The organism is Frankia gtarii (assembly GCF_025403375.1).
In the GTDB taxonomy this organism is placed as follows: Bacteria; Actinomycetota; Actinomycetes; order Frankiales; family Frankiaceae; genus Frankia; species Frankia gtarii.
Genome location: NZ_JAMPTM010000007.1, coordinates 42,188 through 68,622 on the forward strand (window position 1 = coordinate 42,188; position 26,435 = coordinate 68,622).

Annotated in this window: 20 protein-coding genes; 17 read left to right on the plus strand and 3 right to left on the minus strand. The window is 71.4% G+C overall.

Translation table 11 applies throughout. The features are described from left to right. Window positions 1-108: 108 nt before the first annotated feature. The 7 genes from NBZ83_RS02595 (at window position 109) to NBZ83_RS02625 (ending at window position 7,961) form a co-directional block, all read left to right on the plus strand. Window positions 109-2,283, plus strand: a complete 2,175-nt coding sequence (locus tag NBZ83_RS02595) for an outer membrane protein assembly factor BamB family protein (RefSeq protein ID WP_261565863.1) — start codon at window positions 109-111, stop codon at window positions 2,281-2,283. Then, window positions 2,280-3,215, plus strand: coding sequence for a carbohydrate ABC transporter permease (locus NBZ83_RS02600; RefSeq protein WP_261565865.1), 936 nt, complete (start codon window positions 2,280-2,282; stop codon window positions 3,213-3,215). The genes NBZ83_RS02595 and NBZ83_RS02600 overlap by 4 nt, the downstream gene beginning before the upstream one ends. Beyond that, window positions 3,212-4,042: a carbohydrate ABC transporter permease gene (locus NBZ83_RS02605; RefSeq protein WP_261565867.1), complete on the plus strand. Its 831-nt coding sequence runs from the start codon at window positions 3,212-3,214 to the stop codon at window positions 4,040-4,042. Before NBZ83_RS02600 ends, NBZ83_RS02605 begins: the two co-directional genes overlap by 4 nt. Window positions 4,043-4,160: 118 nt before the next feature. Continuing rightward, entirely contained in the window at window positions 4,161-5,489 is a 1,329-nt protein-coding gene (locus tag NBZ83_RS02610) for a type 2 periplasmic-binding domain-containing protein (protein WP_261565868.1), read from the plus strand. 6 nt (window positions 5,490-5,495) lie between these two features. Continuing rightward, window positions 5,496-6,599 (plus strand): ABC transporter ATP-binding protein, encoded by a 1,104-nt coding sequence (locus tag NBZ83_RS02615; RefSeq protein WP_261565870.1) that lies wholly within the window; start codon window positions 5,496-5,498, stop codon window positions 6,597-6,599. Beyond that, on the plus strand, window positions 6,596-7,327 hold the full coding sequence (locus tag NBZ83_RS02620; RefSeq protein ID WP_261565872.1) for an HAD family hydrolase: 732 nt from the start codon (window positions 6,596-6,598) through the stop codon (window positions 7,325-7,327). Before NBZ83_RS02615 ends, NBZ83_RS02620 begins: the two co-directional genes overlap by 4 nt. Then, the gene (locus tag NBZ83_RS02625; RefSeq protein WP_261565873.1) at window positions 7,320-7,961 is read left to right on the plus strand and encodes a metallophosphoesterase family protein; all 642 of its coding nucleotides are present in this window, start codon (window positions 7,320-7,322) and stop codon (window positions 7,959-7,961) included. The genes NBZ83_RS02620 and NBZ83_RS02625 overlap by 8 nt, the downstream gene beginning before the upstream one ends. On the opposite strand, the gene NBZ83_RS02630 is transcribed toward NBZ83_RS02625, so the two are convergent. Continuing rightward, window positions 7,954-8,802 (minus strand): helix-turn-helix transcriptional regulator, encoded by an 849-nt coding sequence (locus tag NBZ83_RS02630; RefSeq protein WP_261565875.1) that lies wholly within the window; start codon window positions 8,800-8,802, stop codon window positions 7,954-7,956. The two genes, NBZ83_RS02625 and NBZ83_RS02630, sit on opposite strands and share 8 nt — an antisense overlap. A gap of 179 nt (window positions 8,803-8,981) precedes the next feature. Between NBZ83_RS02630 and NBZ83_RS02635 the strand changes: the two genes are divergently transcribed. Together NBZ83_RS02635 and NBZ83_RS02640 are read left to right on the plus strand one after the other, a co-directional pair. Then, window positions 8,982-10,004: an aldo/keto reductase gene (locus NBZ83_RS02635; protein ID WP_261565877.1), complete on the plus strand. Its 1,023-nt coding sequence runs from the start codon at window positions 8,982-8,984 to the stop codon at window positions 10,002-10,004. Between the two features lie 149 nt (window positions 10,005-10,153). After that, window positions 10,154-10,798, plus strand: a complete 645-nt coding sequence (locus NBZ83_RS02640; RefSeq protein WP_261565879.1) for a GNAT family N-acetyltransferase — start codon at window positions 10,154-10,156, stop codon at window positions 10,796-10,798. A gap of 94 nt (window positions 10,799-10,892) precedes the next feature. Here the strand turns inward: NBZ83_RS02640 and NBZ83_RS02645 are convergent, their stop codons facing one another. Continuing rightward, window positions 10,893-14,822 (minus strand): DUF4062 domain-containing protein, encoded by a 3,930-nt coding sequence (locus NBZ83_RS02645; protein ID WP_261574251.1) that lies wholly within the window; start codon window positions 14,820-14,822, stop codon window positions 10,893-10,895. 354 nt (window positions 14,823-15,176) lie between these two features. Between NBZ83_RS02645 and cobT the strand changes: the two genes are divergently transcribed. The 5 genes from cobT to NBZ83_RS02670 all read left to right on the plus strand — a co-directional run bounded on the left by cobT (window position 15,177) and on the right by NBZ83_RS02670 (window position 21,416). After that, window positions 15,177-16,340, plus strand: coding sequence for a nicotinate-nucleotide--dimethylbenzimidazole phosphoribosyltransferase (gene cobT, locus NBZ83_RS02650; protein WP_261565883.1), 1,164 nt, complete (start codon window positions 15,177-15,179; stop codon window positions 16,338-16,340). Beyond that, on the plus strand, window positions 16,340-17,170 hold the full coding sequence (gene cobS / locus NBZ83_RS02655; protein ID WP_261565885.1) for an adenosylcobinamide-GDP ribazoletransferase: 831 nt from the start codon (window positions 16,340-16,342) through the stop codon (window positions 17,168-17,170). Before cobT ends, cobS begins: the two co-directional genes overlap by 1 nt. Window positions 17,171-17,864: 694 nt before the next feature. Then, window positions 17,865-19,418, plus strand: coding sequence for a hypothetical protein (locus tag NBZ83_RS02660; RefSeq protein WP_261565886.1), 1,554 nt, complete (start codon window positions 17,865-17,867; stop codon window positions 19,416-19,418). Window positions 19,419-19,443: 25 nt separating this feature from the next. Further along, entirely contained in the window at window positions 19,444-20,130 is a 687-nt protein-coding gene (locus NBZ83_RS02665) for a vWA domain-containing protein (RefSeq protein ID WP_261565889.1), read from the plus strand. Continuing rightward, a complete protein-coding gene (locus tag NBZ83_RS02670) occupies window positions 20,130-21,416 on the plus strand; it encodes a protein phosphatase 2C domain-containing protein (protein WP_261574252.1) in 1,287 nt (428 codons plus the stop codon). Before NBZ83_RS02665 ends, NBZ83_RS02670 begins: the two co-directional genes overlap by 1 nt. Window positions 21,417-21,443: 27 nt before the next feature. Here the strand turns inward: NBZ83_RS02670 and gcvT are convergent, their stop codons facing one another. After that, window positions 21,444-22,541, minus strand: a complete 1,098-nt coding sequence (gene gcvT / locus NBZ83_RS02675) for a glycine cleavage system aminomethyltransferase GcvT (protein ID WP_261565892.1) — start codon at window positions 22,539-22,541, stop codon at window positions 21,444-21,446. 168 nt (window positions 22,542-22,709) lie between these two features. On the opposite strand from gcvT, the gene NBZ83_RS02680 reads away from it, so the two are divergent. From NBZ83_RS02680 to NBZ83_RS02690, 3 genes are all read left to right on the plus strand, one after another. Further along, window positions 22,710-24,263: a leucyl aminopeptidase gene (locus NBZ83_RS02680; RefSeq protein ID WP_261574253.1), complete on the plus strand. Its 1,554-nt coding sequence runs from the start codon at window positions 22,710-22,712 to the stop codon at window positions 24,261-24,263. A gap of 318 nt (window positions 24,264-24,581) precedes the next feature. Continuing rightward, window positions 24,582-25,964: a dihydrolipoyl dehydrogenase gene (gene lpdA / locus NBZ83_RS02685; protein ID WP_261565897.1), complete on the plus strand. Its 1,383-nt coding sequence runs from the start codon at window positions 24,582-24,584 to the stop codon at window positions 25,962-25,964. 147 nt (window positions 25,965-26,111) lie between these two features. Beyond that, window positions 26,112-26,435, plus strand: a 324-nt coding sequence (locus NBZ83_RS02690; protein ID WP_308203755.1) for a biotin/lipoyl-containing protein, incomplete at its 3' end; no start/stop codon positions are given.

Below are 26,435 nucleotides of genomic sequence, written 5' to 3' on the forward strand. Positions count from 1 at the left end.
CCGCCTGTAACACCGCGTGTAACCCCCGCTGCACCCAACCAGTTCCGCCGACCGCCGTGACCCCAACGGCCATGCCGTGCTGCCCGAAAGCAGCGAGAGGGAGAAGCAATGCAAGGAAAAGTGCTCGGCGCACGGGGGGAGCCCGTCCCCAACGTGATGATCAGCGACGGCCAGACAATCACTCGCACCGGCACCGACGGCATGTTCAGCCTGACCCCCACCGGGCCGTTCGTGTTCCTCACCCGCCCGGCCGGCTTCACCGCGACCCCGTGGTTCGTTCCGGCTACCACCACCGACGTCACCTTCACCCTCACCCCGGGCGAGACCGCCGACAGTGGCGTCTACCGGTTCGTGCACGTCTCGGACCTGCACGTCTCGGTCGACAACGGCACGAAGTTCTACCCGCCGGGCTCGGAGATCGGTTCTCAGGACGCGCTGAGCCTGTTCCTGCGCGGGCTGCCCGAGCGGGCGGCCGAGGTGCAGTCGGTGATCGCCACCGGCGACCTCACCGACCTGGGCAGCGACGCCGAGTTCGACGCGCTGCGCCGGGCGGTCGACACCTCGATCCTGCCGGTGCACGTGCTGCCCGGAAACCACGACCACATGGCCGGCGGCGGCGAAGTCGGATTCGTCGTCAGTCGAAACAACTACGCGATCAACACCGGCGAGCCGAGCGGCTACGAACGCAACCTCGGTCCCCGCTGGTTCTCCTTCGACCTGCCGGGCCTGCACGTGGTGGCACTCGACTGGCACACCCACGAACTCGGCCTCGACGACGCGGCCCAGGACGCCTGGCTGCGGGCCGACCTCGAGGAGATCGGGCCGAACACGCCGTGGATCCTGCTCAGCCACGACCAGCCCTGGACCTCCATTCTTGACGGGCTGCCCAGCGACCCGGTAGCCACCTTCTCCGGGCACCGGCACACCTCCCGGGTGATTCGCCTTGGCAGGACGATCCACGTCAACACCCCGACGCCGCTGTTCGCCGGGCTGGACTACTCGCCGCCGTCGTACCGGATCGTGCGCTGGGACGGCGAGCAGCTCGGCCTGGAGACACGGGCCGTCGCCCGCACCGGCCTGGAGCGGGCCACCTTCGCGATGCCGGCGGCGATCCGCCTGCGCGCCGCCGAGGGTGACGCCGCCGAGGGTGACGCCGCCGAGGGTGACGCCGCCGAGGGTGACGCGGTCGTGCGCTGGCGCCACCAGCTCTCCGGAGCCGGTCACCGGGCGCCGGTCCGCGTCGAGGGCGACCGGGTCATCGCCGGCGCCAAGCGCGAGGACCTCCCCTCGGGCGCGGTCGAGGTGCTGTCGCTGCGCGACGGATCCCAGCTGTGGCAGGCCGAACTGCGGGCCTCGATCAAGGGCACGCCGGTGACCCACCACGGTCACGTCATCGCCGTCGAGGTGAGCGGCGACGTCGTCAGCCTGGACGCCGAGACCGGCGCCGAACGCTGGCGGATCCCGTCACCGGACCCGCTGCGGCTGTTCGCCTGGGCCGATCCGGTGATCGCCGACGGCATCCTCATCGTCGGCGACCTGTCCCACGTGCGGGCCCTGGACGCCGACACCGGCGAGCTGCGCTGGGAGCGCACCGACCTGTGCTCGTACCAGACGCTGGTCTCGCACTCGAACCCGCTCGCGCTCGGCGCCACCATCATCCTCTGCAACTTCCCGTCACCGATCGGCATCGCCGGCCTCGACCTGCACACCGGCGAGGTCACCTGGCAGCTCGGCGGCGACCTCACCGACCTCATCGGCAGCCTCTGGCCCATCGGCACCCCGCTCCACGACCAGGCCAGCGACATGTTGTGCGTACCGACCCCGTCGGGGTTGTCGGCCATCGACGCCCGCACCGGCGCGGGCCGCTGGAAGCTCACCGCCGAGCTGCCGTTCAGCCCGGCCACCCCGGCCTCGGTCCCCGACGGCATCGCGACCGTCTTCGCCGGCACCGACGTCGTGCTGCTCGACCGGGCCGACGGCTCGGTCCGATGGCGCACGCCGATGGAGTCGGCCTCCGAGCTCGCGATGGCCAGCTACACCCGCACTCCGCAGGTGCTGTTCGCCGGACCGGTACCCGTCCCGGTCGAGGACGGCTCGGTGCGGCTGCTGGTCTCCGGCCTCGACGGGCGCATCTACACCCTCGATGCCGCGTCGGGCAAGCGGCTGGCCGAGGTGAACGTCGGCGCCCCGGTCGCGGCGCCGGTGGCCGTCACCGACGAGCTGATCATCGCCATCGCGGTCGACGGCGTGGTCACCGCCATCGAACGAAGCGCCCTGATATGACGACCATCCTCGACAAACCGATGCCGTCGCCGGCCGCGGCCGACAAACCCATCAAGCCCATCGACCCCAACCGCACCCGCGCGACGCCCTACGTCTTCGTCGCCCCGGCGATGAGCGGCATCGGGCTGTTCGTCCTGCTGCCGGCGCTGCTCTCCTTCATCGGCAGCTTCTTCGCCATCCCGCTCGCCCCCGGCGCGAACTGGAAGTGGGTCGGCTTCGACAACTACACGTCCGTGTTCGGCGACCCGGCCGCGCACCGGGCGATCGAGAACACCCTGCTGTACTGCGCGATGACGATCATCCCGAGCCTGGTCCTCGGACTGCTGCTCGCGCTGCTGGCCGAGAGCCTGCGACACGGTCGGACCCTGGTGCGGACCGCGCTGTTCCTGCCGATGACGGCCAACCTGGTCGCGATGGCCGTGGTCTTCAAGTGGATCTTCGCCCTGCAGGGCGGGTTCGCCAACCAGGCGCTCGCCTGGATCGGTATCGCGCCGGTCAACTGGCTCAACGACACCCGGTACTCGCTGATCTCGGTGGCCCTCGTCGGGGTCTGGCGCGGTGTCTCGCTGACCATGCTGCTGTTCCTGGCCGGGCTCACCACCATCCCCGGGGCGATCCACGAAGCAGCGGCGGCCGAGGGCATCCGCGGCTGGGCCAAGCTGCGCACGCTGATCCTACCGATGATGAAGCCGACGATCGTCTTCGCCACGGTGCTCTCGATCCTCACCTCCATCCAGGCCTTCGACCAGATCAACGTGATGACCCAGGGCGGTCCCCAGGAGTCCTCGGAGACCGTCCTCACCTACACCTGGAAGGTCGGTTTCTCGTACTTCCAGCTCGGTAAGGCGTCGGCTCTGTCGTTCGTGCTGATCGCGGTGCTCATCGGCATCGGACTGATCCGCCGCCGCGCGTTCTCGGCGGAGCAGCGATGACCACCAGCCCAGTTCCCGCGCGGCTGATCAAATGGCTGCTGGTACTCATCGCCGTCGTTATCTCGCTGTTCCCCTTCTACTGGATGCTGCGGACCGCGCTCGCCCCGCAGAGCCAGCAGCTCGCCGACGGGCTGGGCTTCTGGCCCTCGCACCTGGACTTCGGCAACTTCGCCCGCGCCTGGAACAAGGCCAATCTCGGTCAGGCACTGCTCAACGGGCTCATCATCACCGGCGCGATCCTGCTGCTGCAGCTGATCACGTGCGTGCCCGCCGCCTACGCCTTCGCCAAGATCCGGTTCAGGGGCAGCGGCGTCCTGTTCGGGGTCGTGCTGGCCTGCCTGCTCATCCCGACCCAGGCCACCATGGTGCCCACGTTCATCGGCATCAACATCTTCGGGCTGGGTGACACCCGGATCGGGCTCGTACTGCCGTTCTACAGCAGCGCGTTCGGCATCTTCCTGCTCCGCCAGCAGATGCTCTCCATCCCCGACGCGCTGCTCGACGCGGCCAGGACCGACGGGCTCGGCCCATGGCGCACCCTGCTGCGGGTCGTCGTGCCGATGTCCATGCCCTCGATCGCCGCCTTCGCGGTCTTCTCGGTGTTCACCCACTGGAACGACTACCTCTGGCCGCTACTGGTGGCCCGCAGCCCCGACCTGGCCACTCCCCCACTGCGGCTCGCGGTGTTCCAGCAGGCCGACATCGGCTTCGACTACTCGGCCCTGGCCGCCGGCGCGGCCATCGTCACCGCACCCATCCTGATTCTCTTTCTGTTCGCCCAGCGCCGCTTTGTCCAGGGCATGGCCGGCGGCGAAATCGCCGGCTGACCGTCCCCGATCCGCCGAACCGCCGAACCGCCGAACCGCGCCAAGCGGTCCACGACTTCGCATTCACCTCCGCTCGCCCCCACGGAACTCCTCGCCGAACCCAAGGAGTAGGTCTGTCATGTCCACTCGTCGTTCTCTGCTCGGCACCGCGGCACTGGCCGCGGTCACCGCGCTGACTCTCGCCGCCTGCGGCAGCGGCTCCGGCTCGACTGCCGGCGCAGGCGGCCCAGCGCTGACGGGCACCGTCGCCAAGGCCGCCGACCTGGCCAACTGCAAGCCCGACGGCGTCACCCTCAAGCTCAACTTCGGCCCGCAGTCCGCGCCCGCGGTGAAGCTCGCCGTCACCGCGATGCAGCAGAAGTACCCGGGCCTGAAGTTCGACGCCAAGGCCTCGGCGACCGCTTCCTACAACGATCTGACCAAGCAGGTCGTCTCCGACGCCGCCGTGGGCAAGCCCGACGACCTGATCAACACCGGGCTGTCCCAGCTGACCTTCTGGGTCGACAGCTACCACCCGGCCGAGATCGACCAGAGCACGCTGCCCGCCGGCTACCAGAAGCAGTTCCTGGCTGCCGGCACCGCCAACGGCAAGGTCTACATCGCGCCGTTCCAGATCTCGGCCCCGGTGCTGCTGGTCAACCAGACGGCCCTGAAGAACGCCGGCATCGACCCCAGCACGCCGATCACCAGCTACGCCGAACTGATCAAGGCCGCCCAGACGCTGACCGCCAGGACCGGCAAGCCCTCGATCAACATCTCCACCGACGGGCTGCCCGACTGGTTCAGCCAGGGCTTCGTGCAGGCCGCCGGCGGAAAATTCGTCAACGCCGATGGCAGCGCCGGGTTCGGCGACGCCACCGGGGTCAAGGCGCTGAGCATCTGGAGCACCCTGGCCAAGGACAAGGTGCTGCTCAACGTCGGCGGCACCGACGCGATGGCCCAGTTCATGGCCGGCAACCTGCCGTTCATGGCCTACACGACCTCGATCGTGGCCACCATCGGAAAGGGCGTCGGCTCGAAGTTCCAGTGGATGCCGGTCGACCTGCCGACCCTCAACGGCACCGACGCCGGCCCCCTGCCCGCCGGCGGCAACGGCTGGCTCGTGCTGTCCCAGGACCCGTGCAAGGCCGCCTACGCCAACGCGATGATCTCGCTGATGCTCAGCAAGGACATCTCCCTGGCCGCCAGCGGCACCGGCTACAGCTACATCCCGGTGAACTCCGACGCCGCGACCGAGCTGCTGGCCGGATCGACCGCGACCCCGCAGCTGAAGTACGCCTGGTCCTACGACAAGCCGCTGTCGGTCTGGGGCGGGTTCAAGGGCAGTGCGACGAAGCAGATCTTCGACACGCTGACCACCACGACCCAGCAGCTGTCCACCGGTGCCGATCCGCAGACGACGGTGGCCTCGGCGGTCCGCCAGGTCAACAAGCTTGTCGGGAAGTGAGGACCGATGCCCACCGTGGAACTGCGCGCAGTCGAGAAGAACTTCGGCACGGTCAAGGCCCTGGACGCGATCGACCTGTCGATCGCCGACGGCGAGCAGGTGGCGATCCTCGGCCCGTCCGGGTCGGGCAAGTCCACCCTGCTGCGGGTCATCGCCGGACTCGAGACGCATGACTCCGGGACGCTGACCGTGGACGGCGTGGACCAGCGCGCCGTTCCGGCCCACCGCCGCGACATGGCGATCGTGTTCCAGCACTTCGCCCTTTACCCGCATCTGTCCTCGCTGGGCAACATCACCCTCGGCCTGCGGTACGGCCTCAAGCTGTCCAAGCAGGAGGCACGGGCGCGGGCCCACGACGTGGCCACCCGCATGCAGGTCGAGCATCTGCTGGACCGCAAGCCGCGGGAGATGTCCGGTGGCCAGCGCCAGCGCATCGCGCTGGCCCGGGCGCTGGCCCGCAGGTCGGGCGTCGTGCTGCTCGACGAACCGCTGTCCGGCCTGGACGCCCAGCTGCACGCCGCGCTGCGCGTCGAGATCGCCGAGCTGTTGCGCTCGGTGAACGCCACCGGGGTGAACGTCACCCACGACCAGGTCGACGCCATGGCCATGGCCGACCGGGTCGCCATCGTCAACCACGGCACGGTCGAGCAGGTGGGCACCCCGGACGAGCTGTACGCGGTGCCAGCCACCGTGTTCGTCGCGTCGTTCGTCGGCAGCCCGCCCATGAACCTGGCCCCGGTGGGCGAGGACGGCTCGTCGGTGTTCGGCGCGCGGCGGCTGCGGGTGGACGGGCCGGTCACCCTCGGCGTGCGGCCCGAACGTCTGCACTTCACCGCAGGGGACGTCGACCTCGACTGGCGCGCCCGCGGACGCGTCGCCCTGATCGAACCGAACGGGGCCGACCGGGTGGTGCACGTCGAACTCGACACTCCCGGCCCCCGCCGCACCTTCGCCGTGCGCTGCCGCTCCGGCGAGCAGCCCCCGCTCGGCGCCGCCGTCGACCTGAGCTGCGCACCGAACGACGTGCACGTCTTCGCCGGCGAGCAGGATCGACGTCTGGGCACCGTCGCCGAACTCGGCGGCGAACTGGCCATGGCAGGAGCCCAGTGAGCCGCGAACACCCCCTCGACGGCGACCATCTCCTCGACGGCGACCACCCTCTCGACGGCGACCACCCGAGGAGCCGGCACGCCTGCGCGGGCATCGAGGCCACCATGGGTGACCTGCTGGTGCTTTTCGACTGGAACGGCACGATCGTGGCCGACGCGGACCGGGCCCAGGCCGCCACCAACACGGTGCTGACCGGGCGCGGGCTGGCGGCGATATCGGCCGAGGAGTTCAGCCGCGAGTTCTGCCTCCCCCTCGGGGTCATGTTCACCGCGCTGGGCGTGCCGACCGACGAGGCGCCGAGCGCCGAGCGGCAGTGGAACCACCTCATGGCCGCCACCACCTCCCCAGCCCGCGCCGGGGCCGGAGCGCTCCTGGAAACGCTGCGTGCCCGCGGAGCGCGGGTCGGCGTCGTGTCCGCCGCCGCCGCGGAAACCGTCTGGATGGACCTCAAGCACCTACAGCTCGACGACCTGCTGCACACCGTCGACGCCGGAATCGTCGACAAGCTCACCACCCTCGCGTCGCGACGCGGCGAGCGGGTCCGAGCCGTCTACGTCGGCGACACCGAATACGACATGGTCTGCGCGGTGGATGCCGGCTACACCGCCATCGGAGTCTCCGGTGGCTACTGCCAACCCGAGCGGCTGTTCGCTGCCGGCGCCGAGATCGTCATCGACGACCTCGGCGAGCTGATCCCCCTGCTGGAAAAAAAGACCGTCCATGACTGACACACCGCCCCTCCCGCCCGGGCTGCTTCTCGACATCCAGGACGGTCCCAACCCTTGGAGCGGGCTCGGCCTGCCCACCTCCGCCCACCGGTTCAGCTTCGTACTGATCTCCGACCGCACCGGTGGCGCTCGGCCCGGCGTCTTCGAACGCGGCCTGGCCGTGACCGACCTGCTGGCGCCCAGCTTCGCCATCCAGCTCGGTGACATGATCGAGAGCTATACCAATGACCAGGCCGAGCTGGACACGCAATGGGCCCAGATCGACACCATGTTCGCCCGGATGAACACCGACGTGTTCCACGTGCCCGGCAACCACGACGTCTCCTCCGACTTCCAGCTGCGGACCTGGCGCCGCCGCTACGGCCGTACCTACTTCCACTTCCGCTATCAGGACGCGTTGTTCCTGCAGCTCGACACGCAGGACACCCCCGACGTGATCCCCGCCGAGGCACTCGAGGGCCTCGAGCGCTTCGCCCAAGCACAGAGCACCGATCCGATCGGGCTGCGCAAGAGGGTCACCGTCACCGTCACCGACCGCGGCCCGATCCTCGTCAACGTCCTGCTCGAAGGTGTCCGCGACATCGACGGCCAACCCGTGCTCCCCCTCGCCACCCGCACTGTGCCGATCATGTAGCGCGCGTCGAGAGGTCCTGGAGGCCGACCACGCGCAACAGTTCCAGCCGCTCGTAGGATCTGCTGCCCGGACGGGCGGTGTAGACGATCAGCCGCTGGTCGTGCTCCGGGTTCAGCAGTACCTCGCAGTCCAGCTCCAGGAGGCCGACGACCGGGTGCAGGAAGTGTTTGGTGCCGGCGCGGCGCACGGCGACGTGGTGGGTGTCCCACAGCGCCGAGAACTCCTCGCTGCGGGCGCGCAGCCGGCATACGAGCGCTGCCAGCCGCGTGTCGTCCGGGCGGCGGGCGAGTGTGGCGCGCAGATCCGCCACTGCTGCGCGGGCGCCACGGTCACGGTCCTCGGCCGGGAAGAGTTCCCGCGCGGCGGGGTCCGTGAAGTAGCGCCAGGCGACGTTGCGCTCCGCCTCGGGGCGGGCGGACGCGTCACCGTAGAGCGCCTTGGCCATCGCGTTCTGCGCGAGGATGTCGCCGCGGTCGCTCATCACCTGGGCGGGAGTGTCGGTCAGCCGGTCGAGGAGGAGAAGCAGGCCGGGGCGGACATGCCCGGTGGTCGGCTGGCTGCGTGGGGGCTCCTCGCCGGCCAGATGGAACAGGTGGTCCCGTTCGTCGCCGGTCAGCCGCAGCGCGCGGGCGACGGCGGCGAGCATCTGGCGGGACGGGCGTGAGCCCCTGGCCTGCTCCAGCCGCGTGTAGTGGTCGGTGGACATGTCCGCCAGCTGCGCCACCTCCTCGCGGCGCAGTCCCGGGGTGCGACGCCGCGCACCCTGCGACAGCCCCACGTCGGCAGGGGCGAGTCGGGCACGGCAGTGGCGCAGGAAGTCGGCGAGTTCGGTTCTGTCCACACCTCCACCATGCCCGGGACGCCGGACGCAGCCAGGGACTGCCCGTCCCCGGATAAGGACGTCTCTCCCGCTGGCGCCCGCACCGCCGCACGCTGGAAGCCGGACCGCCGGACCGCCGGACCGGCGGCGCCCCGCGGGTGCGAGAGACGATCTTTTTGCGGAGAAAGGGCAGATGTTGCATGCAGTACCGCACGCTCGGCCGGACCGGTATCAGGGTCAGCCCCTATGCGCTCGGCACGTTGATGTTCGCCACGTCCATCGGTAACCCCGACCCCGACGACTCGGCCCGCATCATCCACAAGGCGCTGGACGCGGGAATCAACCTCATCGATACCTCCGACGCCTACCGCGACTCCGAAGAGGTCGTCGGCAAGGCACTCAAGGGGCGACGGGACAATGTCGTCCTCGCGACCAAGGTGAGCCGCCCGATGGGCGACGACCCCAATCAACAGGGCACCTCGCGGCGCTGGATCGTGACCGCGGTCGAGAACTCGCTGCGCCGCCTGCAGACCGACCACATCGACCTTTACCAGATCCACCGGCCGGACCCCGGCACGGACATCGAGGAGACGCTGTCCGCGCTCTCCGACCTGATCCACAACGGGAAAGTCCGTGCGATCGGGACGTCCACGATGCCGGCGTCCGACATCATCGAAGCCCAGTGGGTCGCCGAGCGGCGTGGGCTGACACGGTTCCACACAGAGCAACCGCCGTACTCGCTGCTCAACCGCGGTATCGAACGCGAGGTACTGCCAGTCGCTCAGCGCTATCGAATGGGTACGCTGGTGTGGGGCCCGCTCGGGCAGGGACTGCTCACGGGGCGCGTCCGCAGGGGTCAGCAGAACGAACTGCGCCGCGCCGGCTTCTTCAGGCACCTCAACGACGAGCGCCGTCTCGACACCGTCGAGCAGTTCATCTCGCTCGCCGAGGAGGCGGGCCTGCCGCTGACCCACCTCGCCATGGCGTTCGCAATCGCGCATCCCGGCGTGACCAGCGCGATCGCCGGGCTGCGCACAATGAGCCACCTCGACGACCTTCTCGCCGGCATCGACGTGGCACTCACCGACGACATCCTCGACCGGATCGACGAGATCGTCCCGCCGGGCACCGACGTCGGCACGCTCGACCAGGCCTACGTGCCGCCGGCTCTCCAGCAGGCGAGCCTGCGCCGCCGGCCCGTCAGCGAACGCACCGCCGCCTGAACCTCGTTCGCCGCGGTCTGCGCCACCTCGCGTCCCGCCGACCGCAACAGGTACGCGTACAGGGTGCCGGTGACGCCGGATGATGAAAATGCCGGTACCGCTCGCCAGGTCGATCCCCACCGCGCGCTGTATCGAGACCGACCCAGGAGGTGCTGCCCGGCAGGCCGGAGCTGGCCGCGGCGCTCAACCAGCCGGCGGCCATCACTGCGTCGCGCAGCTTCACGAAGCACCGGCCCGTGCCCTCCGGCGACCGTCGCCGTGGAAAATCAGGTGCGCTGGGGAATGACAGCCGGGACTATAAAGGCGTGGTCTGGTTCATGACGGAGGACGTCGAGACGTATCTCGCGGTGGCGGGTGGTTTTCTGCTGTCGCGGCTGACGGAGAACACGGTGTTGGCAACTGTCGCCGAGACCTTGCGCGCGGGCAACGGCGCTGTGTTCGGGGACGCGGTTCCGCTGTTCGGTTGTTGGCGGTCGGACGGCGGCGACGTCGACGGCGCCTTCCTGCATGGCGGTCTTACGTTGTGGGAGGTCGACGGGGTGCCGGTCTCGATGGCAGGACTTACTCGCAGCGTGGCCGATATGGTCCGCGTCGGCCCGGTTTACACCCCGCCGCATACCCGCCGACGAGGGTATGCCGGGGCTGTCACCGCGGCGGTGAGCCGGGCAGCGCTGGACGCGGGGGCGAAGGAGGTCCTGCTGTTCACCGATCTGGCCAACCGGACGAGCAATGGTCTGTATCAGCGGCTCGGGTACGAGCCCGTGGAGGATCGCGTGGTCCTGTCCTTCACGTGAGCGGCGTCAGCGTCGTCATGGGGCACTTCACAATTCACAATGGCCTTGATGCCCACGATGATCCGGCCGAAGGGGGTGATCGATAGCCCGGCGGTCAGGTGTCGAGGTCGTAGCGGTGCAGGCCGGCCGAGCAGGCCAGGATGATGCCGCCGCCGAGCTCGGGTGGCAGCCAGGCGCAGTCGCGGGCCCCGCCGTCGAAACGCATCACGGCGGCGCAGGTCCAGATCGTCGCGTCCCAGACGAGCAACGCACCGTCGCCGCCCGCCGTGGCCAGCCAGGCCCCGTCCGGGGAGAACCGGGCCGAGCGCACGGTGTGCAGGTGGCCGGTCAGCGTCGCGACGGGCGCGCCGTCGTCGACCTGCCAGATCCGCACGGTGTGGTCGGCCGCGGCGGAGGCCAGCAGTCCACCGTCAGGGGAGAACGCGACGCCGAGGATGGTATCGGTGTGCCCGGCCAGCTCACGGTGTAGCCGGCCGGTCGCGGCCTGCCACAGCTGCACGGTCCGACCCTTTCCCCCCGCGGCGACCCAGCGTCCGTCCGGGCTGACCGAACATGCATCAACGGCACTGCGCGCCGCGGACGAGGTGGCCAGCGGCGGCAGCGGGCGTCCGGTGGTGGCGTCCCACCGCGGCAGCGTGCCGTCCCGGCAGGCGGCGACGGCCCAGGAGCCGGTGGGGTCGAGGGCGAAGCCGACGATCTCGGCGTCGGCCGTCAGCGTTCCCAGGACGGCGCCCGTCACCGGATTCCACCGGCGCAGCGTGGTGAGGTCCGCGGGGACGAGCACCCAGGCGCCGTCGGGACCGGTCGCGGCGCCGCGAACCCGGTCCGCGGCGCCGCCGATCGCGACGCCGGTGCGCTCACCGGTGTCCAGCTCCCAGACGGCGCAGCCCCGCATCGGTTCGTCCCGCCCGCCGACGGACGGTTTCGGCAGGTCGACGTCCGTGGCCCACAGCCGGATGGCACCGTACCGGCCACCGGCGGCCACCCACGTTCCATCCGGCGCGAGGGCACAGGCCCGGCTGGCGACCGCCCCGGACAGGTCGGCCCGGTGCGCACCGGTCGGCGCGTCCCACAGCCGGATCGCGCCCTCCCGGCTCGTCGTCACCAGCAGCCGGCCGGCCCGGTCGACCGCGGCGGCGTGGATCGCCCCGGCATCCTCCCGGATCAGGCCGATCTGGCGGCCGGCGGGCATCGCCCAGCGGCGGAACGTGCCGTCGCGGCCCGACGATCCCAGCCAGGCGCCGTCCGGCGCGACGGTCAGCGACAGGACGGACCCGACGTGACCGGTCAGGGTCGTCGTCGGGCGACCGGTCGACGGGTCGCAGATCCGGATCACGCCGTCGTCGCCGGCGACGGCGAGCCAGCGGCCGTCCGGAGCCATGGCGCAGCATCGCAACGGTGCGTCCGCCAGTGTGACGGCCAGCAGCGGGCCCGCGCCGAAGGCATCCCACCCGCGCAGGGTCCCGTCGGCACCGGCGGACAGGACGCGGGCGCCGTCCGGACTGAACGTGCAGGCGGTGACCTCGCCGCGATGGCCGTGCAGCACCTGCGGCACGGCCGACCGGCCTGGTCGCCCCGGCTGATCCGGCTGATCCGGCTGGCCAGGTCGAACCGGGGAGCCGTCGTCCCACCGCCTCGGCACCGCCCAGATCCGCACCGTCCCGTCCGCTCCCACGGAGGCGAGCGCCCGGCCGTCCGGTGCGAACACGCAGGCGGAGACGTCGCCGTCGTGCCCCGCCAGCACCGCCTGGCCGCGACCGTCGGGCACCTCCCACAGCCGCACGGCGCCATCGCCGCCGGCGGAGGCCAGCAACCCCCCGTCGGGGGCGACGGCAAGCCCGTTCACCCAGCGCCGATGCCCGCTGAACGTGCGGCGCAGGGCCGGATGCGGCTGGTCGGGGCGCGACCATCGGTTGGTCAGCCGCGGCCTGGCGACGTGGGGCGCGAGGTCGGCCCGGGCGGCGTCGAGTTCGGCGCTGCCATCGAGCCGGCTGAGCAGGATCGCGCCGAGCGACTCCGGGCGCTGCGTCGGGGCGAGCAGGTGGGCGTTGCGCAGAACGGCCCGCCGCAGCGCGGCCAGCACGGGCGCATCCGCCACGACGTCCGCCGCGAGGGCGAGGTCCGCCTCGACCGCCACCGGACCGAACTGCGGACGCTCCAGCTTGGCCAGCGTCCAGCGCAGATCCCCGAGCAGGGCGGCCACCTCGGCCGTGCGGCCCGCGCCGACGAGATGACGGACGAGGTAGGTCCACACGTAGTCCGCCGACTCCGGCAGCAGCCACCACGGATCACCCGGCAGGAACTCGGACGGCGGGAACTCGGGCGGCGCGGCGGGCAGGAGGGTGTCGCGCAGGGCGTCGCAGAGCAGGGCGTCGAACTCGCGCAGGCGCTCCGACCCGACCCGCACCCGCAGGTAGCTGCGCAGCACGTCCTGGAGCAGCAGCGCGGGCGGGGACCGGCGGTAGGCGACGACCAGGCAGAGGTCCGCCAGCTCCTGGCAAAGGTCGTCGACCTCGTCCGGGTCCAGATCGCCCGTGGCCCCCCAGTAGGCGTCGAGCACCCGGCGCGGGATCTCCACGTCCTCGGGAAAGACCGCGAGCTCCAGGTAGCGTTCCAGGCGGTGCCCGGTCAGCAGGCCGAGGCTGGCCGCCAGGGTCGCCTCGACGGCCTCGCTGCGCCGCGCGGCGCGGCTGACGTCGAGCCTGGTCGGGCCACGCCGGTGCATCCGGCGCAGCACCCGCTCGGCGGCCCGCGGGACACTCATCCCATCGCGGACGTGCCGCACGAGCGCGCGGTTGACCAGACGCAGCAGCACCGGCCAGCGCCCGGTCACCCCCAGCAGCCGGCCGGCCGCCTCCGGCGCCTGCGCACCGAGGTCGCGCAGCAGCAGGGTCATGGCCTCCTCGGGGAGCATCGCCGGAATCTCGATCATCCGGGCTCGGGGCACGAGGTCACGCAGCCGGGTGGTGACGAGCCGGACGGTACCCGCCCCGCCCTGCAGGAACGGCTGCAACTGGGCCGGGTTCCACACGTCGTCGACGACCAGCAGCCGGGACTCGTCGCCGAGCAGCGTCCCGAGATGGAAACCGGCCTGTTCCGGGTCGGACAGGGTCGGCCGGACGCCGCAGAGCGCCTCGCTGAGATCGTTGATCCGGTCCGCCAGTCGAGCGCCGTCGAGCGTCTCCCCGATGGTCACCCAGAGCAGTCCACCGCCGAACGTCTCGGCGATCTCCGGTTGCCGGCAGACCTCCCGGGTCAGCGTGGTCTTCCCCATGCCGCCCGTGCCGTGCAGCACGACGGGTCCCCGGACGGCGCCGGGCCGCACCCCGCTCGCCGCGCCTACCAGGCCGGCCACGTGCACCGCGGCCGCCACGTGCAGCGCACTCGCGAGCACCTCGGCGAGAACGACCGAGGTAAGCGCCGGGCGGGGCACGACGTCGTCGCGGTCGCCGGGAAGCATCCACGGGCGATGCTGGCCGCCGGCGCGCGGGATCCCCGCAGCGCCGTCGACTGTGGCCAGGGCAGCGCCGCCCATGCCGACCACGCGCCGTTGGCTCTCCCGCAGCTTCACCAGGGCGTCGAGGACCGCCGTCTCCAGATCGCCGGCGCCACGAAAATCGGCAGTGATGATGCCGGAATCGCGCAGTCGGCTTCGGAACTCCTTCTGGCGTTCCGCGTGGCTCTCGTCGACGAATTCACCGAACGGAACCTCGGCGAGATAGTCCAGGAGGAACACCAGGCGGGGTATCCCGGCCTGCGTCGCCGTGTCGAACTCCAGCTCGGTGTAGGACGTCTCGGGACGCCCGGTCACCAGGGAGCCGTACCGAAATCCGATGAGCCCCAGGTAGACGTCCGACGAACGGACCGTCCGCACGCAGAAATCCGCCGGATCCGCGTCCCTGGCGCCGAAGTACTCCATGTCGATCACCCGGTCGCCCGCCAGCGCGACGGCCCGCTCGGCGGCGGCGACGAACGAACGCTCCCGCGGAAACCGGCGCAGCTCCGCGGTATGGCTCAGAAACACCCGCCGCTCGCGTTCGACCGGCAGTCTGCCGTCGGCCGGCGCCGAGCCGGCTGCCCGAGTTCGATCCGAAAACAAATCAATCGAGACCGACACATCTCGCAACGTATCCGATCGACTCCGTTGCCCGCATCCTCCGCCCGCCTCTACCGGCCTCTGCCCGGTCGCCTGAGAACGGGTCGACCGCCCGCGCCGGCCTCTCGTGGCCACCGGCTCGGTGCCGGCACGCCTCGGCCCGCCGTGGCCCGCCGTGGCCCGCCGCCGGCCCGCAACGGATCAGGTGGTGCGGACGCGAGGACGACGATGATCCGCAGGCGGGCGCCAGCTTCCCGCGACGGATCAGGTAGTAAGGACCTCGTGGATTCCCATGACACCAGCGGTGTCGTTCCCGCCGTACCCGCCGTCACCGCCGTGCCCGTCGTCCCTGGCCTGGACAGCGACGCGATGGCGGCGGCCCGGCGCCGGCAGGGCGAGCTGACCAAGCCACCGGGCGCCCTCGGCCGGCTCGAGGAGCTGTCGATCTGGCTCGCCGGCGTGCAGGGAGTCTGTCCCCCGCGGCCGTTCGACCGGGTCCGGGCGATCGTGATCGCCGGCGACCACGGGATAGCCCAGCTCGGCGTGTCCGCGTTTCCCAGCGACGTGACGGCGCAGATGGTGGCCAACTTCGCCGCCGGCGGGGCGGCGGTGAACGTCCTCGCCCGTCAGGTCGGGGCCGCCGTGCGGGTGGTCGACGTCTCGGTGGACAGCCCGTACCCCACCACCGTGGGCGGGGTCGACGGCACCGCACCGCCCGACCGCTACCGGGTGCGGCGGTCGAGCGAGCGCATCGACCGGACGGACGCGGTGAGCGTGGCCGAGGCGGAGCGGGCGTTCGCCGTCGGTCGGCTCATCGCGGACGAGGAGATCGACGCGGGCGCGGATCTGCTCGTCCCCGGCGAGATGGGGATCGGCAACACGACCCCCGCGGCGACGATCGTCGCGTTGCTGTGCAACCGCGAGCCCATCGAGGTGGTCGGGCGGGGAACGGGCATCGACGACCGTCGCTGGATGGTGAAGACGGCCGCGATCCGCGATGCCATGTGGCGGGGCCGGCCGTTCGCCAGCAACGCGCAGTCGATGCTGCGGGTCGTCGGCGGTGCGGACCTGCTGGCGCTCACCGGTCTGCTGGTGCAGGCCGCCGTGCGGCGGACCCCGGTCATCCTCGACGGCGTGATCGTCTGCGCCGCGGCGCTGGCGGCCGAGCACATCGCGCCGGGCGCCAGGAAGTGGTGGGTGGCGGGCACCCGGTCCCCCGAGCCGGCGCAGGCGATCGCCCTCGGCGCACTCGGGCTCACGCCGCTGATCGACGTCGGTCTGCGCCTCGGTGAGGGCACCGGGGCGCTGCTGGCGGTCCCGCTGGTGCGCGCCGCGCAGGCGACGCTCGCGGAGATGGCGACGTTCGACCAGGCGGGCGTCAGCGGTAAGTCCGAGGCCGTCGGCGGCCCTGACGCCATCAATGGCACGGCGGTCGACGTCACGTGATGCTGGCGGCAAGAGCCGCGTTCACGCTGCTCACGATGCTCCCCCTGCGCGGCCCGCAGCGGCTCGACCGACGCCTGGCCGGCCGAGCCATGGCGCTGGCGCCCCTGGTGGGCCTGGTCCTCGGGCTGATCACCGCCGTGATCGTGGTCACCATGCGAGTCACGACGGGGACGCCTGGTCACCGCAACCAGAGTCTGCTGCCCGCCGCGGTGGGCATCGCCGTCCTCGCGCTGGCCACCGGGGGTCTGCACCTCGACGGCCTGGCCGATCTCGGGGACGGCATCGGCGCCCGGCGGGTGCGGGGGCGGGATCGCGCCCTGGAGATCATGCGCGAGTCGACGATCGGCGCCTTCGGTGTGATCAGCGTCGTGTTCGTCGTGTTGTTGCAGGTCACGGCGCTCAGCGCGGCCATTACCGTGCACCGCGGCACGGTCTCGATCCTCGTCGCCGCCATGACCGGGCGGCTCGCCGCGACCCTTGCCTGCGCCGCCGGCACCCCGCCCGCGCATCCGGACGGTCTCGGCGCACTCGTGGCCGGCACGGTCCGCACCCGGGACGCGGCGCTCGCCTTCATCGGGGTCTGCGCCCTGGCTGCGCTCGCCGGCCGCCTCGACTTCGACGGCGGGGACATCGGCCGGGCCCTGCGCGCCGTTGTCGCGGTATGCGTCGGGACTGCCTTCTCGCTGGCGCTGCGGCGCTATCTGACCAGCCGCTTCGGCGGCCTGAGCGGTGACATGCTCGGTGGAATCATCGAGCTCACCACCATGGTGACGTTGGTCGTCATGGCGATGACGCTGCCGACTCCCGCACTGCGATTCCTGGGTCGGTAGCGATCTCTCGTCGCTGCGCCGACAATGCCGCGCCGCGCCGGCACCGGCGCGCTCCACGGGCCACGAACGAGGTCAGTACACGGATCTCTTGAGGAATTTGCTGCACGGCGCTTTGCGAATGACGTGCCGGAGCGCACCCATCGACCGACCGGTTGTATGCTTTCCCGTCGAGAGGTTTTGCGCGGGATTTCTCTGGACGGGGGACGGGCCGGCATGGATCTGCTGTCCGGGCACAAGCGTCAGCGAGACAATGTCCACCGGCGCACGCAGGCGTCTGACCAGCACAATCATGCTGCGCCGGCCGAGGATCGTGGCAATCGAGGCCGATGATGCCCGAGCAGCCGATCCTAGCCAACGTCACTTGCAGCGCTACCAGGCATCCGGGGGTCGGCCGGTTCGGTCGGCAGGGGGCGAATCTCGAGCTGAAGGGCGTGTCCCGGCAGCGCCCCGACAGCGTGCTCCCCATGTCCGGCTCGCAGACGCAGGCGACGGATGGCGGCTCCTTCACCATCAGCGCGGACTATCGCGGCTGCCCTAGCTGTGGCGCAGACAACGTCGTCCGGTGCAGTCGGTGCCACCAGCTCGCGTGCTGGGACTCCTCCCAGCCGGTCTTCCACTGCCCCTCGTGCGGCAAGAGTGGTCCAGTGACAGGAGTGATCACCAGGTTCTCCACGCTTGGCGGAGGTTGATCGACATGGAGACCGTCGCGGGAAGCTGGGGAACCTATGCCGTCGAGAAAGACGAGCTGGGCAGGGGCGGCGTCGGCTCGATTCACCGGACGAGCGATCCGGACTTCGTCTTCAAGCGCTACTTCGACCCGGCCAAGGCGCCCGCCCGCAAGGATCTCGAAAAGCTGGTCGAGGTGGGCCGCGAGGTCCTGGTCAGGCAGCGCCGCAAGCCGGGCGAGACCCCGGAATCCTCGGTGAACTGGCCGGTCGACGTCAGCGTCGACCAGTACGGTGCGGTGACCGGCGTCCTGCTGCCGATCATCCCGCAGGTGCTCTTCCACGAGGAGTTCGGCGGCGTGCGCACGCTTGATTTCCTGGTGATGGCCCGCGCGAAGCCGCCGACCGCGAAGGGGCGCATCGTCCTGCTCCTGCGGATGGCGGAGATCTTCAACTTCGTCAACGCGCGGGGCCTCGTGCATGGCGACGTGAACGGCAAGAACCTGGCCTGGGCGGTGCAGCCGCAGCCGGTCATGTACCTGATCGACTGTGACGGCATGGTCCCGCAGCAGCCCGCGCCGAAGGCGGGCGTGCAGGCGATGGGGTGGGCTGACCCGCGGGTCGTCGAACGCCGCATCCCCGCGCACGACCACCTCAGCGACTGGTACGCCCTGGCCCTGGCCATGTACCGCGGCCTGCTACTCACCCCGGGCAAGCTGGACCGCGCCGCGGACGGGAGCTGGCCACCGCCGCAGAAGATCCCGAATGGCTTCCCGGTGCGACTGGCCGACCTCCTCCGCAGGGGGCTCGAACCGACCGACGCCGCGCGGCGCCCCGCACCGGATGAGTGGGTGCGGGCGCTGCGGGAGACCTACCTGCCGAACAACCGTTTCGACGATGCCGCGATCACGGCGCTGGACACGATGAGCGCCCCGGCCAAGAAGGCCCCGCCGCCGACGTTCACCCCGTTGCCGGCCACGGACTGGACGACGACCGTCCGCCCGGCTCCCAGCAGGCCGGCGACCGGCCGCCGGCCGGTGAATCCGCCGCGCCAACCGCCCAGGCCCGGGCCACCCACTGCGCGCCAGCCGCCCCCGCCCCGTCAACCGCCCGCAACCGGACAGCGCTACCCGCCGCCGCCGTACCAGTGGCCGAGGCCCGGATCCCCCTACCGTCAGCCCCCGCCATACCAGCCGCCCAGAACCGGGCAGCAATACCAGCAGCCCGCACCCCCTCGGTACCAGACCGGCCCGGTGATGCCGCCGCATCCGTACCAGGCGCCCGGATACGGGCCGCGGTACCAGCCCGGGCCCTCACCCGGAAACCCGGGCGTCGGCGGCCGAGTGCCCACCGGCTGGTTCGCGCTCACGGCTCTGCGCGGCAGGCTCGGCTGGTATGCCATCGGACTGACGGCAATATGTTACTCACCTTTCGGTCTTGGCTACTGCATCCTCGCCCTGATCCAACTGCGCGGCGTCAGTCCCGCATCTTATCCAAAAGTCCGGCGGACGCGTATATCGCTCATTGCCTTCGCGGGGCTCTACCTACTCGTGGTGGCTTTATCCATCGAAGCTTCCGGCTGACCCTGAGAACGTGAAAGGATTCCGCGTGGCCGACGAGAGTTCCGAGCTCTACACGATATTTCCGGTCTTCATGGTGCTGGACGTGAGCGCGTCCATGGCCGGCGGCCCGTTGGAGGCGCTCAACGATTCCCTGCCGGCGCTGCAGAAGGAGATGCAGTCCAATCCGACGGTCGGTGAGATCGCCCGGATCAGCATCGTCACGTTCTCCGACGTGGGGCGGACCGTCGTGCCGCTGTGCGACCTGGCCGAGGTCTACCTGCCAGAGCTCATGGTCGAGGGCGGCACGAACTTCGCCGCCGCGTTCCAGGAGACCCGGCGGGCGATCGAGGGAGGGCTGCGGTCGCTGCCGAAGGGAACGCCGATCTACCGGCCGGTGGTGTTCTTTATGAGCGACGGGGAGCACCAGGCACCGGGTGACTGGGCCGCGGCGCTGAACGACCTGCGGGACCGGTCGTGGCGGTTCGCCCCGGAGGTGGTCGCGTTCGGCTTCGGTGACCAGGTCAACGTCGACAGCATCCGCCGGATCGCGACCCGCTTCTCCTTTCTCGCCAAGGACGCCGACCCCGCGATGCAGGTTCGGGAAATCATGAATGCCCTGATCGGCAGCATCCGGACCACGTCGACGAGCTTCCGCGACCCGAGCCAGGCCGATGGTCTGCACCTGGAAACACCCACCGAGTTCTTCACGCCGCTCCCACCGATGACGCTGTGATGTCCCGGTTCCGAGACCTCCGCGGCCACTGGGCCGATCCCGCGGAGCACCCGCCGCCCGACGACGCGGAGCACCCGCCGCCCGACGACGCGGAGCACGACTGGCCGCTCCACCCGGGCGGTGCGGCGCCCGCGCGGAGTCGGGGGGCTGGCGAGGCTCCCGAGGCCCTGGATCATGCCGCTGCGCCGGACACCCCGGCCGCGCCGCGGGCGACCGCGGACGCCGCCGGCCCGCCGAGTGCCGCCCCCTGGGAGCAGCCGGCCGGGCTGCCGCCGGCGGCGACAGCCGGACCCGGTGCCCCCAGGCCGCCGGAGGCGGACAACCCCGGACCGGCACCGGACGAACCGGCACCGGGCGGGCTGGCACCGGCCGGTTCGGCCGAGGCGCCACCGGCCGGTTCGGCCGAGGCGCCGGCGGGCGAGCCCACCCGACCCGCGGATCCCTGGCGGCTGCACAGCCCGCCAACGGCCGCGCCCACCGTCGGTAAGGTCCTGCCTGCGCCGCGGCCGGTGCTGGCGCCCGCGACGGCCTTCCGCCGCTCGATGCTGAGCCTCGACAGCGTCTTCGTCGGCGGCTTCCACGTGGCCGCCGGTTCGCTGGTGGGAACCGCGCACCTGGTGTCCGGCTCCCCCTGCCAGGACGCCTACGACTTCGCGGTCAGCCCCGGCGGCCGCCTGATCGTCGCCATCGCGGATGGACTGGGCTCACGCCCCCACTCGCAGGTCGGGGCCCGTTCGTTCTGCGAGGGAGCCGTTCAGGCGGGGTTGGCACGCGAGGAGCTGACCGCCGCCGACCTGTTGGCGTACGCCGCTCGGTACGCCGAGAGCCAGGCCGGCGCGCACCGGTTGGCGCCACGGGAGATCGGGTTCGTCGGCGCGGTGGCGGTCTTCGCCGGCAGCCGCGGCGAGATCGCCCGCGTCGGTGACGTCTCGGCCTTCGCGCTGGCCGACGGGGAGTTCCACGAGCTGCTGACGAACGCCCCGGACGAGCACGTCAACATCGTGACGGACGCCCTGCCCGAACAGCCACTGCCCGCGCCGGAAGTGCGCCGCCTCGAGGCGGTGCGGCGCGTCGTGCTGTGCACCGATGGTCTCGCGACGGACCTGCGCAACTCCCCCGGCGTGCGGAGCTGGCTGGCCGAATCCTGGGAGGCGCCCGGTGACGTGCACGCGATGGGTGAGGCGTTGCGGTTCCGGCGCCGTGGCTCCCACGACGACCGGACCGCGGTCGTGATCTCCGTGCTGGAGCGTCCCGTCGTCGCGGACAGCCCCGCCACCAGCGCCTAGACAAACGATCTCCCCGGCGAGCGGGGTCTACTTGGGCGAGGACGGGACGAAGGGGGGGCGCACGACGGTCATCGGGCTCGGGCGCCCACGGACGTCGACGTTCACCGTGTCGCCCGCCGAGACGCCGCGGTCCAGCAGCGCCAGGCCGATGCCCTGGCGCAGCGTCGGGGAGAACGTTCCGCTGGTGACCTCGCCGACCGGTTCGCCGGAGGAGGCGGTGACGGCCATGTGCGGTCGGGGAATGGCCCGCCCGGTCGATGTCAGCCCCCAGAGCAGGCGCGCGGCCCCGGCGGCCCGCTCGGCGAGCAGCGCCTCCCGACCCCAGAACCGCTCCTTGTCCCAGCCGACCGCCCACCCGGACCGGGCCTGCACCGGCGTGATCTCCCCGGACAGGTCCTGGCCGTGCAACGGGTATCCCATCTCCGTGCGCAGGGTGTCGCGGGCGCCGAGACCGACGGGCGACGCGCCGAGGGCCTCCCCTGCGGCGAACAGCGCATCCCACAGCGCGGGCGTGTCGTCCCAGCGGGGCAGCAGCTCGTAGCCGCGCTCGCCGGTATAACCGGATCGGCAGACGATCACCGGCCGTCCCTGCCAGGTCGCCTCGACGAAGCTCATGTAGGCCCCGTCGGTGGGCAGGCCGAGGGCCGCCACGAGGGCCGGGGCGGTGGGGCCCTGCACCGCGAGCACCCCGAACCCGGTGTGCCGGTCGGTGACGGACACGCCCGCGGGGGCGGCCGCGGCGAGGCGGGCGACGACCTCGGCGTTGTTCGCCGCGTTGGGGACGAGCAGGACCCGTTCGGCGGAGAAAAGGTAGGCGATCAGGTCGTCGACGACCCCGCCGGCCTCGTCGCAGCACAACGTGTACTGAGCCTGTCCGGGCGAGATGCGACCCAGGTCGTTGCTCAGGCAGGCGTTGACGAAGTCGGCGGCGCCCGCGCCGACGACCTCGGCCTTGCCGAGATGGCTGACGTCGAAGATTCCGACCGCGCCGCGGACCGCCTGATGCTCGGCGAGCACTCCGCGCCCGGCGTATTCGATCGGCATCTCCCAACCCCCGAAGCCGGCCAGCTTCGCGCCGAGATCGACATGACGGCCGTACAGCGGAGATCGACGCAGGTCTGCCATGGCGGACAGCCTAGTTTGACTTCCCCGGCCACCGCGATCCGGACCGGAACCGGCAAAGGAGGCGCGAGGAAGCGCGAGGAGGCGCGAGGAAGCGCGGAGAGCAGCGAAAGCCCGGCTGCGGCGCCCCGGGGGGCGTCCGTCGACCTTGTCGTTCAATACGCTCACCGCATGACCAGCATCGCGCCCAGCTCAGCAGCCCTAGTCGATCTCGAGACGGATGCGGTGGTGATCGGCACCGCGGTCGGCGAGAACGGCCTTGTGGTGACCGGCGGCGCCGCCGAGGTGGACGCGGCGCTCGGCGGCCGGCTCGAAGCGGTGCTCACCGCTCTCGGCGCGACCGGGAAGGCCGGCGAAACCGTTCGCTTCGCGACCCTGGGGACGCTGCCGGCGGCGACCGTCCTCGCGGTCGGGCTCGGCCCGCTGGCGCCCCCGTCCGCTCCGCTGGACGCCGAGGTCCTGCGCCGCGCGGCGGGCGCGGCCCTGCGGGCGCTGGCCGGGACCGGATCCGTGGCGCTGGCCCTGGCCGCCGCTCCCGGGTCGATCACCGCGGAGTCGGTCCGGGCGGTGGCCGAGGGCGCGCTGCTCGGCACTTACTCCTTCGACCGGCTGCGCACCACCTCGGCGAAGGGTCTGCCCACCCCCGTCGGCGCACTGACGCTCCTCGTCGACGGCGCGTCCCTGCCACTCGCGCAGGCGGAGATCGACCGTGCGGTGGTCGTCGCCGAGTCGGTGGTCCTGGTCCGGGACCTGGTGAACACCCCGCCCAGCCACCTCTCCCCCGCCCTGCTCGCCGACGTCGCCGTCGAGCAGGCGACCGCCGCCGGGGTCACCGTCGAGGTGCTCGACGAGGTGGCGCTGGCCGAGGGCGGCTTCGGTGGAATCGTCGGGGTCGGCCAGGGTTCCGCCAATCCGCCCCGACTGATCCGCCTCGAATGGCGCGGCGGCGGCGAAAGCTCGGCGCTCGCGCTGGTCGGCAAGGGCATCACCTTCGACTCCGGTGGCCTGTCGCTGAAGCCCCCGACGGCGATGGAATGGATGAAGACGGACATGGCGGGCGCGGCCGCTGTCCTCGCCACGGTCGTCGCCGCGGCCCGCCTGCGGCTGCCGGTGACGGTGACCGGCTGGATGCCCTGCGCGGAGAACATGCCCTCGGGCGACGCGATCCGGCCTTCGGACGTGCTGACGCTGCGCGGCGGCACCCGCGTCGAGGTGCTCAACACCGACGCCGAGGGCCGGCTCGTCCTCGCCGACGCCCTCGTTCGGGCGGCCGAGGAGGCCCCGGGTCTGATCGTGGACATCGCGACTCTGACCGGCGCCCAGATCGTCTCTCTCGGCCAGCGCACGAGCGCGGTGATGGGCCGCGACGACGCGGTCGAAGCGGTCACGACGGCCGCCGCAGCGACCGGGGAGAGCGTCTGGCCGATGCCGCTGCCGCCGGAGCTACGCAAGGGGCTGGACTCCACGGTCGCCGACATCGCGAACGTCCCGCCCGGCGGCAGCCGGGACGGCGGGATGCTGGTCGCGGCGCACTTCCTCGCCCATTTCGTGCCCAACGAGGCGAGCTGGGCGCATCTCGACATCGCCGGCCCGTCGTGGAACGGCGGCCAGCCCTACGGGCATACGCCCAAGGGCGGCACCGGCGTGATTGTCCGCACGCTCATCCAGCTCGCCGAGGACCTCGCCGGCCCGCCGTCGGACCAGGGTTCCACGATCGCCGGCTGACCGGTCCGCGACGGAGTGGCCGAGCGTCGATAGCGGCCACACCCCACGCGATGCAGCACACTCACCCATCCGAGCAGAAGGCGGCCGACGGCGTGAAAGACTGGGCTCGGACCGACGTGGTGTGGCGAGTCGTGGCCTGAAACGCCGGCCCGCAGGGCACGTCGATGCCGGTGTTCCCGGCCGTGCGCGGTGACGATCGCCGCCGGCGCGGCCGGCCGTGTCACCGGCGTCGCGAGCACGCGCGACACCGGTGGGTACGGGTCACACTCCCGGCATCACCGGCACAACCATAGAAGTCAACGAGAAGGGACCCCTGGCGTGGCGGATTCAGCGGCCGGTCCCGTCGATCTGGTCATCCTCGGTGGCGGCAGCGGCGGATACGCCGCCGCGCTGCGCGCCGCGGAACTCGACCTCAGTGTCGTTCTGATCGAGAAGGACAAGCTCGGCGGCACCTGCCTGCACCGAGGCTGCATCCCGACCAAGGCACTGCTGCATTCGGCGGAGATCGTCGACAACATCAAGGAGAGCGAATCCTTCGGGATCCGGTCCACCTTCGACGGCATCGACATGACGAAGGTCAACTCCTACAAGGATTCGGTCATCGCCGGCCTGTTCAAGGGGTTGACCGGCCTGATCAAGTCGCGCGGCATCGAGGTGGTCGAGGGATTCGGCCGGCTCGCCTCGCCGACGTCCGTTGCGGTCGGTGACCGGATCATCGAGGGTCGGCACGTCCTGCTGGCCACCGGCTCGTACTCGAAGTCCCTGCCCGGTCTGGACATCGACCACGACAGGGTCATCACCAGCGACGATGCCCTGACTCTCGACCACGTGCCGGCATCCGCCGTGGTCCTCGGGGCCGGCGCCATCGGCTGCGAGTTCGCCTCGGTCTGGCGTTCCTACGGCGCCGAGGTGACGATCGTCGAGGCGCTGCCGCATCTGGTGCCGCTGGAGGACGAGTCCAGTTCCAAGCTGCTCGAGCGCGCCTTCCGTAAGCGTGGCATCGCCCAGCATCTCGGCGCCCGCTTCGCCGGCGTGAAGACGACCGACCACGGGGTCACCGTGTCGCTGGAGAGCGGCACGACCATCGAGGCCGAGCTGCTGCTCGTCGCGGTGGGCCGTGGACCGGTCTCGGCCGGCCTCGGCTACGAGGAGGTCGGCATCGCGACCGACCGCGGCTACGTCCTCGTCGACCGCAACCTGCGTACGAACGTCCCCACCGTGTCCGCGCTCGGCGACCTGCGGCCGGGCCTGCAGCTGGCCCACGTGGGCTTCGCGGAGGGCATCTTCGTCGCCGAACAGCTCGCCGGGCTCAACCCGGTGGCGGTCGACTACGACAACGTCCCGCGGGTCACCTACTCCCACCCCGAGGTGGCGTCGGTCGGGTTGACCACCGCGGCCGCCCGGGAGCGCTTCGGCGACATCCGCACCGTCACCTACAACCTGGCGGGCAACGGCAAGTCGCAGATCCTCAAGACCGCCGGTGCCGTGACGCTGATCGCGGTCCCCGACGGTCCGGTGGTCGGCGTCCACATGGTCGGCGACCGGGTCGGCGAGCTCATCGCCGAGGCCCAGCTCATCACCAACTGGGAGGCGTTTCCCGCCGAGGTCGCCCAGCTGATCCACCCACATCCCACTCTGTCCGAGGCTCTCGGCGAGGCGCACCTGGCGCTGGCCGGCAAGCCTCTTCACGTCCACGGCTAGGGCGATCACGCTCGGGGATCGCCGCCGCACCGGGTTCGCTCCGCGGCTCGATCCCGCCCAGGTACTCACGATCACGCCATAGCATGAGCGCCTCCGGCCGGCCGCTTGCGCGGTGCATGCCGGACGCGACGAAGGAGTCGTTCCAGCATGTCTGTATCTGTCACGATGCCCCGGCTCGGGGAAAGTGTCTCCGAGGGAACCGTCACCCGTTGGCTGAAGCAGGAGGGTGAGCGCGTCGAGGCCGACGAGCCGCTTCTCGAGGTCAGCACGGACAAGGTCGACACCGAGATTCCTGCCCCGGCCTCCGGTGTCATCAGCTCCATCAAGGTCGCGGAGGACGAGACCGTCGAGGTCGGCGTCGAGCTCGCGGTCATCGACGACGGCTCCGGCGGCGGCGGTGCCGCGGCCGAGACCGCCGAAGCCCCCGCCCCCGCCGCGGAGCCCGAGCCGGAGCCGGAGCCGGCCAAGCCC

Excerpts from the sequence above, each read along its gene's own strand:
- NBZ83_RS02595 (WP_261565863.1), top strand. The coding sequence starts at position 109 with ATGCAAGGAAAAGTGCTCGGCGCACGGGGGGAGCCCGTCCCCAACGTG.
- NBZ83_RS02600 (WP_261565865.1), top strand. The coding sequence starts at position 2,280 with ATGACGACCATCCTCGACAAACCGATGCCGTCGCCGGCCGCGGCCGAC.
- NBZ83_RS02605 (WP_261565867.1), top strand. The coding sequence starts at position 3,212 with ATGACCACCAGCCCAGTTCCCGCGCGGCTGATCAAATGGCTGCTGGTA.
- NBZ83_RS02610 (WP_261565868.1), top strand. The coding sequence starts at position 4,161 with ATGTCCACTCGTCGTTCTCTGCTCGGCACCGCGGCACTGGCCGCGGTC.
- NBZ83_RS02615 (WP_261565870.1), top strand. The coding sequence starts at position 5,496 with ATGCCCACCGTGGAACTGCGCGCAGTCGAGAAGAACTTCGGCACGGTC.
- NBZ83_RS02625 (WP_261565873.1), top strand. The coding sequence starts at position 7,320 with ATGACTGACACACCGCCCCTCCCGCCCGGGCTGCTTCTCGACATCCAG.
- NBZ83_RS02635 (WP_261565877.1), top strand. The coding sequence starts at position 8,982 with ATGCAGTACCGCACGCTCGGCCGGACCGGTATCAGGGTCAGCCCCTAT.
- cobS (WP_261565885.1), top strand. The coding sequence starts at position 16,340 with ATGCTGGCGGCAAGAGCCGCGTTCACGCTGCTCACGATGCTCCCCCTG.
- NBZ83_RS02660 (WP_261565886.1), top strand. The coding sequence starts at position 17,865 with ATGGAGACCGTCGCGGGAAGCTGGGGAACCTATGCCGTCGAGAAAGAC.
- NBZ83_RS02670 (WP_261574252.1), top strand. The coding sequence starts at position 20,130 with ATGTCCCGGTTCCGAGACCTCCGCGGCCACTGGGCCGATCCCGCGGAG.
- gcvT (WP_261565892.1), bottom strand. The coding sequence starts at position 22,541 with ATGGCAGACCTGCGTCGATCTCCGCTGTACGGCCGTCATGTCGATCTC.
- NBZ83_RS02680 (WP_261574253.1), top strand. The coding sequence starts at position 22,710 with ATGACCAGCATCGCGCCCAGCTCAGCAGCCCTAGTCGATCTCGAGACG.